The organism is Segatella sp. (genome assembly GCF_977051555.1).
Genome location: NZ_CDRSSE010000048.1, coordinates 20810 through 28129 on the forward strand (window position 1 = coordinate 20810; position 7320 = coordinate 28129).

Consider the following 7320-nt stretch of genomic DNA (forward strand, 5'->3'; position numbering starts at 1 on the left):
CTGTTTTTTAACCAAGAATCAGAGAATGCTGCCATTCTCCAATTCTTGAAAAATATTTTTTTTAAATTATAGCGATGGTTTGATTGCCTCAAGCCAGGCATCGATACGCTCCTCAGTCTTGTCGTCCTCGTTCACCTCATCGAGTGCGAGTCCCAGGAACTTGTCGTCCTCAATTGCCTCACTGTCATCATAGGTGTATCCGTCTGTAGAAACACCAGGCAATACGGTAGCACCAGCCTCAACTGCCGCATCATAGAGTTCCTTCATGCCGCCACAGAATGTATCAGGATAAGACTCGCTGTCGCCACAACCGAACAGGGCTACGGTCTTGCCAGCCAAGCCGGCACTCTTCAGTGTTTTCACACCATCATACCAGTCATCCTGCATCTCGCCGGCACCCCAGGTAGAAGTACCGAGAAGAAGATTCTCATGACTTGTGATAGTAGCATCATCGATGTTAGCTACATCTACAGCTTCCACGCCCAACTTAGAGGCGATGGTTTCGGCAATCGACTGGCATGAGCCAGTAGAAGAGCCATAAATTACGATTGTTGTTTTCATTTGTCTATCTTACTTTTAGTTACATTTATTTTCGGGTGCAAAGATACATCCTTTTTCCATCATCTGCAATACCTAAAAATGATGGTTTCGCAGAAATACCTAAATATGGGGATAGACAAAAAGTTTTAGGACGATTTATCCTAAAACTTCTCTAATTTCAAAAGTTTTAGGACGATTCATCCTAAAACTTTCTTAAATATTCTACTTTTAGGATGATTTATCCTAAAAAAATAGTATCTTCGCAGCAAATATATAATCAAAGAGCAATGAAATGATATGAAACGAATAGAAAGAACGGAATATCTCAATAAACTGATCGCTTTCAAAGACAAGTCTCTTATCAAAGTGATAACCGGCATTCGCCGTTGCGGTAAATCCACCATTATGGAGATTTATCGTGACTGGCTTAAGAGGCAAGGTGTCAGTGCCGACCAAATCATCTATCTCAATTTCGAGGATTACGACTTCTATGAGCTTCGTAATCCACATAACTTATACGCTTATATCAAGCCATTAATTCATCAAGACAAGATGACTTACATCTTCTTTGATGAGATACAACATGTGGAAGATTTCCCAGACATCATCAACAGCCTCAACCTGAAGCCAACAGTAGATCTCTATATTACGGGGTCGAATGCCTATATGCTGTCAAGCGAAATCGCCACGTTACTATCCGGAAGATATGTGGAAATCGCAATGCTTCCCCTTTCATTCAGAGAGTATGTTGAAGGTATCGGAGGAACCGACAATCTTCCCAAAGCCTATACAGACTACATCACAAGGAGCAGTTTTCCATATACCCTTGAACTGGATACTCCCGCAGAAATCAGCGACTACCTGAATGGCGTATATAACACCATTGTAGTAAAGGATATTATGAGCAGGAAGAAGTTACCCGATGTCATGATGCTGGAAAGCGTTATCCGTTTCACAGCAGACAATATCGGCAACATCCTATCCACCAAGCGCATAGCCGACATCATGACTGCCGATGGAAGGAAAATAGACCAGAAAACCGTAGAACGATATCTGACCGCACTCTGTGAAACCTTCTTCGTATATGAAACCAAAAGATACAACATCAAGGGTAAGCAGCTGCTCAAGACATTGGGTAAATATTATCTAGTAGATATCGGTTTGAGAAGAATGCTCCTAGGTTCCCGCTCATTCGATGCCGGCCGCATCCTGGAGAACATCGTTTATCTGGAACTACTCCATCGCCAGCAGAAAGTATATATAGGAAAGATGGATAATCTGGAAGTAGATTTTGTAGCGATTGATGAAAACAATATCACGTATTATCAGGTAGCTGCTACCGTTAGAGATGAGACTACCTTAAAACGTGAATTGGCATCTCTGCAGCAGATCAATGACCAATATCCTAAATATATCCTTACACTTGATGAAGACCCTACTGCCGATTACAACGGTATCAAGAGAATCAATGCCCTAAGATGGTTGATGGGAGAAATAGGATAGCCTATATTTCCTCAGAGTAACACCATAATATATAAGGTACAAAAATGATAATTCTATGAAAGATTTTGCAGCGATAGGCTTTAAATAAGGTGAGAGCAAACATCAAGAACATTGATAAACAACCAATTCTCTTGGGAGGTTGATGATTTTCAACCTCTCAAACCACAGTTTCATAGAACTTCCCTGATGTCGCTTCACATGACTGTTGATGATATAATAGTCAGCCTGATACTCATCCATCAAATCAGAAAAGGCTGCCTTGATACGGGAACACTTCTCGTTTATCGCATTATCAAGCGGATTCACCAGACGGTTCACAGTCTCGGTAATCTTATCCATATCTATTCTATTCCCTATCTTCTGATAAAGTTGAAGAAGTTCTTCCCGATAATCTACCAGATTCTTGAATTCAATACCTTCCGGATGGTTCAGGAAGAGCAGATAGAGCGCCTTGTGGATAGGACTGAGCTGTACCTCTTTATTACCAAACTCAGGCAACAGGAAGCGATAATCCTCAGTAATGACCAATGGGCTGAGAGTAGCTCTTGCTGCCTCAATACGAAGCTGCTCCAATACGGGCACACCGATAGCTTTCAGCAAAAGGTCAGTTTTTCCTTCTGCCAAAAGTTGGGAGGAAAGCGTTTTTATCAAAGCAGCTTTCTCCTCGACACTCCTATTTTCCTGTTCTGTCTGCATACCGGATGCAAAAATACAAAAAGAATAGGAAAAAAACGTTTCTCTTCATCAAAAAAACTTCTTTCGCAAGCCTTGCGTTTCTTTTATTATTGTATAATTACTCCTTTTTTATTATCTTTGTGCCCAAAATAGAAATATAGATAAGATGACAGAAGAATGGACCCCTATAGATTTCGGACAGACTGAAGACACCACCAAGAATATCATCAAGGTGATAGGTGTGGGTGGTGGCGGATGTAATGCCGTTAAGAACATGTACTCAGAAGGTATTGTAAATGTGAGCTTTGCCGTTTGCAATACGGATAGCCAGTCGCTATCCAAATCACCTGTGCCTGTAAAAATCATGCTCGGAAAGAGCGGTTTGGGAGCAGGTGCTAACCCTGAAGTTGGAAGAAGCGAAGCGCAGAACACCCAGGAAGACATCAAGCGGCTGCTGGATGACGGAACCAAGATGGCATTCGTTACAGCCGGCATGGGTGGCGGTACCGGCACAGGAGCAGCCCCTGTCATCGCCGGCATCGCCAAAAGCATGGGCATCCTGACAGTGGGCATCATCACCATCCCATTCTATTTTGAAAAGCGTAAGAAAATCGTGAAGGCCCTGCAGGGTGTAGAAGAGATGCGTAAGAACGTAGATGCCCTGCTCATTGTCAACAACGAGCGACTTTGCGATGTATATGCCGATTCTGAAATTACCGTAAAGGATGCCTTCAAGCTGGCAGACAAGGTGCTGAGCGATGCCACCAAGAGCATCTCAGAGCTGATTACCGTAGAAGGAACCATCAATCTCGACTTCCGTGACATCGAGACCACCATCAAGAGCGGCGGCGGTGCCATCATGGCGATGGGCAGGGCGAGCGGAGAAGGCAGAGTTCAGAATGCCATCCTCAACGCCTTGGATTCCCCATTGCTCTACGGCAGCGACATCAGCAATGCCCAGCGCATCCTCTTCAACATCTATACCTCCAGCAAGCACCCTATCTTCGTTAGGGAAATGCGAGAGATAGATGCCTTCTTCGATGAATTGAATCCTGACATCAAGGTTATTTGGGGTCTTTCAGATGATGACAGTCTGGATGAGGATGCCAAAGTCACCATTCTGGCAACAGGTCTCAACAACGAGCTGGCAGATGAAATTCAGGACAATCCTGTCACAACCACCAAGGATGAAGATGATTACCAGAGAATTATCGATAAGCTTTATCATCCGATACGTGACAATTTCCAATCTCAAAAGAAGGCAGATCCCCCAGAAGAGGATATTCCAGCAGAGCCATCAAACACAGAATCTACAGACATCCCTAATGAGGAGCCAGCCCCACTCACCCCCGATGCTCCGACTGAAGAACCTCCAGTCATAGAAGAAGAGCCCCAAGAGCCTGTCGTCCAGCAAGAGCCACCAACCTTGTCGAAGAGGATAAGAGACAGACTGAAGAAATTAGCCAAAGATTTAGACATCATCACGGAAGATGAATAGCTTTTTGCTGATGCAAACACACTCTGTGAAGAAAAAAATGGCAATATTGCCAAAAAATCTTCACAGAATTCTTATATTTGAGAAAAAAAGCGTATCTTTGCGAAGAAAAAGTGGCAATATTGCCAAAAAAACTTCGCAAAGAAAAATAATATGCAGATAAAAAGAAACTTCTATTTACAGCAACTCATAGATGGAAAACAGAATGGGTTGATAAAGATTATCACAGGAATTAGACGATGTGGAAAGTCATACTTACTTTTCACACTCTTTCGACAGCACTTGATAGCGACAGGTGTAGCCGATGATCATATTATCCGAATCGCATTAGATGATATTGAGAATGCCGAATTACGTGACCCTCTTCGCCTCTACAGAAACATCAAGGCAAGTATGATAGATAGCGATTTATATTATATCCTTTTGGATGAAGTGCAGCTAGTACCTCGTTTTGAAGAAGTATTGAATAGTCTTCTGAGAATAGACAATGCCGATATGTATGTGACCGGAAGTAATTCTAAATTCTTATCCAGCGACATCATCACGGAATTCAGAGGACGCGGCGATGAAATTCGTCTCTATCCCTTATCACTGTCAGAGTATTGCGAAGGAACCGGTCAGACCCCTAGGGATGCTTGGAAAGATTATTATACCTATGGTGGGCTTCCTCAAGTATTATCATTAGAAACAGAGAAGAAGAAACTCGATTATCTGACCAATTTGTTTGAAAGTGTTTACTTAATCGATGTTATAGAACGAAACAAGATTAAGAACAGAGCTGAATTTGAGGAACTAGTACGCATTATTGCCTCAGGGATTGGTGCGCCTACGAATCCATCAAAATTGTCCAACACCTTTAAAAGCGTAAAGAAGGTAAACATCACTTCTGTAACGATAGATCGCTATTTGGGCTATATGCAAGATGCTTTTATCATAGAAAAGGCTATTCGTTATGACATAAAGGGGAAAAAATATATTGGCAGTTTAGCTAAATACTATTTTTCTGATATGGGGATAAGAAATGCGCTACTCGGATTGCGCCAACAGGAGGGAACTCACATCATGGAGAATATTCTGTATAATGAGTTGCGACGTCGTGGCTGCAAAGTTGATGTGGGTATGATAGAACAACGCTTTATTGACAAAGATGGTAAATGGCAGCGCAAACAGTTAGAGGTTGACTTTGTGGTAAATGAAGGTAGCTTACGGTACTATATACAGTCAGCACTAGCCTTACCTGATGAAGAGAAAAGAAAACAGGAAACTGCTTCTCTCCTTAAAATCAATGATACTTTTAAGAAAGTCATAGTTGTGAAGGATGACATTAAACCATGGAGAGATGAAAATGGCATTCTTACCATTGGTTTACTTGATTTTCTGATGGACGAAAATTGCTTGAACCAACTATAGAGAATAAAGTTATAGATAAATACCCGGAATGCATTCCCCAGTTTTTTGGGGAATGTTTCCACATACTTTCCTCATTTTCCACACCATCCTTCTTTGGCACATTTTACATAAACTACTGACTATCAGCACAGAGCCATTTTCTTCATCTTTTTGGCACACCGATTGTAACTATGAATAGCGGGTTCGACAATGAATCCACAAAGAAAGTAAATAACAATAAATAGTAACAATTTTAAAAAGATAAGATTATGAAGAAGTTCGTTTTTGCAGCTATCGCAGCTATGGTAATGGTTTCAGTAAGCAACGTTTTTGCATCAAGCAAAATGGTAAATAATTCAGAGGTAGCACCAGTTGATACCGTAGCTCCAGAAACACCAGCAGATACATTGGCAACAGGTACTCCTATCCAGCCACAGGCAGACGTTGAGGATTCTACAAAGCAGGAGAATGCTCAGACAGAAGAACCAGCTAAAGTTCAGGAAACTCCACAGGAGGAAACAACCCAGCAGGAGGCAACTGAGCAGCAGGCTACAGAGCAGCAGACAACTGCTGAGTAAAAGATAAAGAACAGTTCATTTTGCAGCGTTATTCATATAATAGGATTTAGTTTTTAAAAAAGGTAATTAGACTTATTCAGGTTACAATAGATATTGCATAGATAGAAATTACAAGGTAGAATTTTAGGTTCGGTTTTTGAAAGTGAATCCTGCTGGCAGTGATGCCGGCAGGATTCTGCGCTTTTTGAATGCAGCAGCATATACATAGATTTCAAAAGAGTAAGCTAAAGAAAGAACTCAAAAGTTTAATTCAATTAAAAAAAAGCAAAAAACTTTGGAAGTTATAATCTTTTGCACTATATTTGCACACATATAATTAAAATGTAAGTAATATGAGTACAACAATAAAAACAAAATCTTCCGCTTCTATAAGAATAGATACGGATTTGCTCAATATTCTAAAGAGCAATGCTAAAAGAGACAACAGAAGCCTCAGCAATTATTTGGAAACGATTCTGTTTGAAATAATTCCTCAGCAGTCAATTGACAGAACCGAAGGAATTTGTCAAGGACTACGTGAAGTAAAAATGATAAAGGAGGGTAAATTGAAAGCAAAATCCGCAGACGAACTTTTCGATGAGCTATAATATTGAAACAACTCCTCATTTCGAATTATCACATATACAACATTAGTAGATGAGAATACAGGTGAAGTATGGTTGATAGAAATCTATGACAAATCAGAATTCTCAACCATCAAGACTGATGTCATAAAGAAAATGCTAAAAGAGTTGGGACTATAATTCTCAAAAGATTTGAGGGCTATCCTTGTAAATCGTCCGCCATTGGCAGACGATTTACAAACAACAGACTATGATACGTTTTTATCGATACATTGTGTAGAAATTCTTCACCTTGTTATGGAGCATAGAAGCATGGAGAAGGCCACTTTTCCATGCTTCAGGAATCTGGCTTATTCCAAATTTTGCACCCAGAATAGCGTAAGTATTCGGTGAATGCCGTATTGTGTGCCTAGATAAAGTTTCGTACCTTTGCACCGTGATTTTAAATTATTCAAATTATGGTACAAGGCAAGAAACAATTAAACAGCAAGCCAAAGTTCGCCGAGGTTGTAATCGGCGACAATGAGGCGAAGGAGATGCGTGAGTCTGCAAATGCTCGCAACCGTCGCAATCCTTA

General features: G+C 40.9%; 7 protein-coding genes. 5 read left to right on the plus strand and 2 right to left on the minus strand.

The annotated features are described in order from the left end of the window. Positions 1-66: 66 nt before the first annotated feature. Positions 67-561, minus strand: coding sequence for a flavodoxin FldA (fldA, locus tag ACWJAO_RS10980; protein WP_317604236.1), 495 nt, complete (start codon positions 559-561; stop codon positions 67-69). A 276-nt stretch (positions 562-837) separates the two neighbouring features. On the opposite strand from fldA, the gene ACWJAO_RS10985 reads away from it, so the two are divergent. After that, a complete protein-coding gene (locus ACWJAO_RS10985; protein WP_022120340.1) occupies positions 838-2043 on the plus strand; it encodes an ATP-binding protein in 1206 nt (401 codons plus the stop codon). 102 nt (positions 2044-2145) lie between these two features. Here ACWJAO_RS10985 and ACWJAO_RS10990 read toward each other — a convergent pair whose 3' ends face one another. After that, the gene (locus ACWJAO_RS10990) at positions 2146-2739 is read right to left on the minus strand and encodes a hypothetical protein (RefSeq protein WP_449140274.1); all 594 of its coding nucleotides are present in this window, start codon (positions 2737-2739) and stop codon (positions 2146-2148) included. A gap of 145 nt (positions 2740-2884) precedes the next feature. Here ACWJAO_RS10990 and ftsZ point away from each other — a divergent pair, with 145 nt between their 5' ends. The 4 genes from ftsZ to ACWJAO_RS11010 all read left to right on the plus strand — a co-directional run bounded on the left by ftsZ (position 2885) and on the right by ACWJAO_RS11010 (position 6767). Further along, positions 2885-4216: a cell division protein FtsZ gene (gene ftsZ / locus ACWJAO_RS10995; RefSeq protein WP_449140275.1), complete on the plus strand. Its 1332-nt coding sequence runs from the start codon at positions 2885-2887 to the stop codon at positions 4214-4216. A 150-nt stretch (positions 4217-4366) separates the two neighbouring features. Beyond that, entirely contained in the window at positions 4367-5623 is a 1257-nt protein-coding gene (locus tag ACWJAO_RS11000) for an ATP-binding protein (protein WP_449140276.1), read from the plus strand. Positions 5624-5871: 248 nt separating this feature from the next. Next, positions 5872-6180 carry a hypothetical protein gene (locus ACWJAO_RS11005; RefSeq protein ID WP_449140277.1) on the plus strand — a complete coding sequence of 103 codons (309 nt, stop codon included), beginning with the start codon at positions 5872-5874 and terminating at the stop codon, positions 6178-6180. Between the two features lie 332 nt (positions 6181-6512). Further along, positions 6513-6767, plus strand: a complete 255-nt coding sequence (locus tag ACWJAO_RS11010) for a hypothetical protein (RefSeq protein WP_119228871.1) — start codon at positions 6513-6515, stop codon at positions 6765-6767. Positions 6768-7320 lie beyond the last annotated feature (553 nt).

Bases quoted from the DNA above. Each gene is read 5' to 3' on its own strand.
- ACWJAO_RS10990 (WP_449140274.1), bottom strand. From the start codon at position 2,739: ATGCAGACAGAACAGGAAAATAGGAGTGTCGAGGAGAAAGCTGCTTTG.
- ftsZ (WP_449140275.1), top strand. From the start codon at position 2,885: ATGACAGAAGAATGGACCCCTATAGATTTCGGACAGACTGAAGACACC.
- ACWJAO_RS11000 (WP_449140276.1), top strand. From the start codon at position 4,367: ATGCAGATAAAAAGAAACTTCTATTTACAGCAACTCATAGATGGAAAA.
- ACWJAO_RS11010 (WP_119228871.1), top strand. From the start codon at position 6,513: ATGAGTACAACAATAAAAACAAAATCTTCCGCTTCTATAAGAATAGAT.
- fldA (WP_317604236.1), bottom strand. From the start codon at position 561: ATGAAAACAACAATCGTAATTTATGGCTCTTCTACTGGCTCATGCCAG.
- ACWJAO_RS11005 (WP_449140277.1), top strand. From the start codon at position 5,872: ATGAAGAAGTTCGTTTTTGCAGCTATCGCAGCTATGGTAATGGTTTCA.
- ACWJAO_RS10985 (WP_022120340.1), top strand. From the start codon at position 838: ATGAAACGAATAGAAAGAACGGAATATCTCAATAAACTGATCGCTTTC.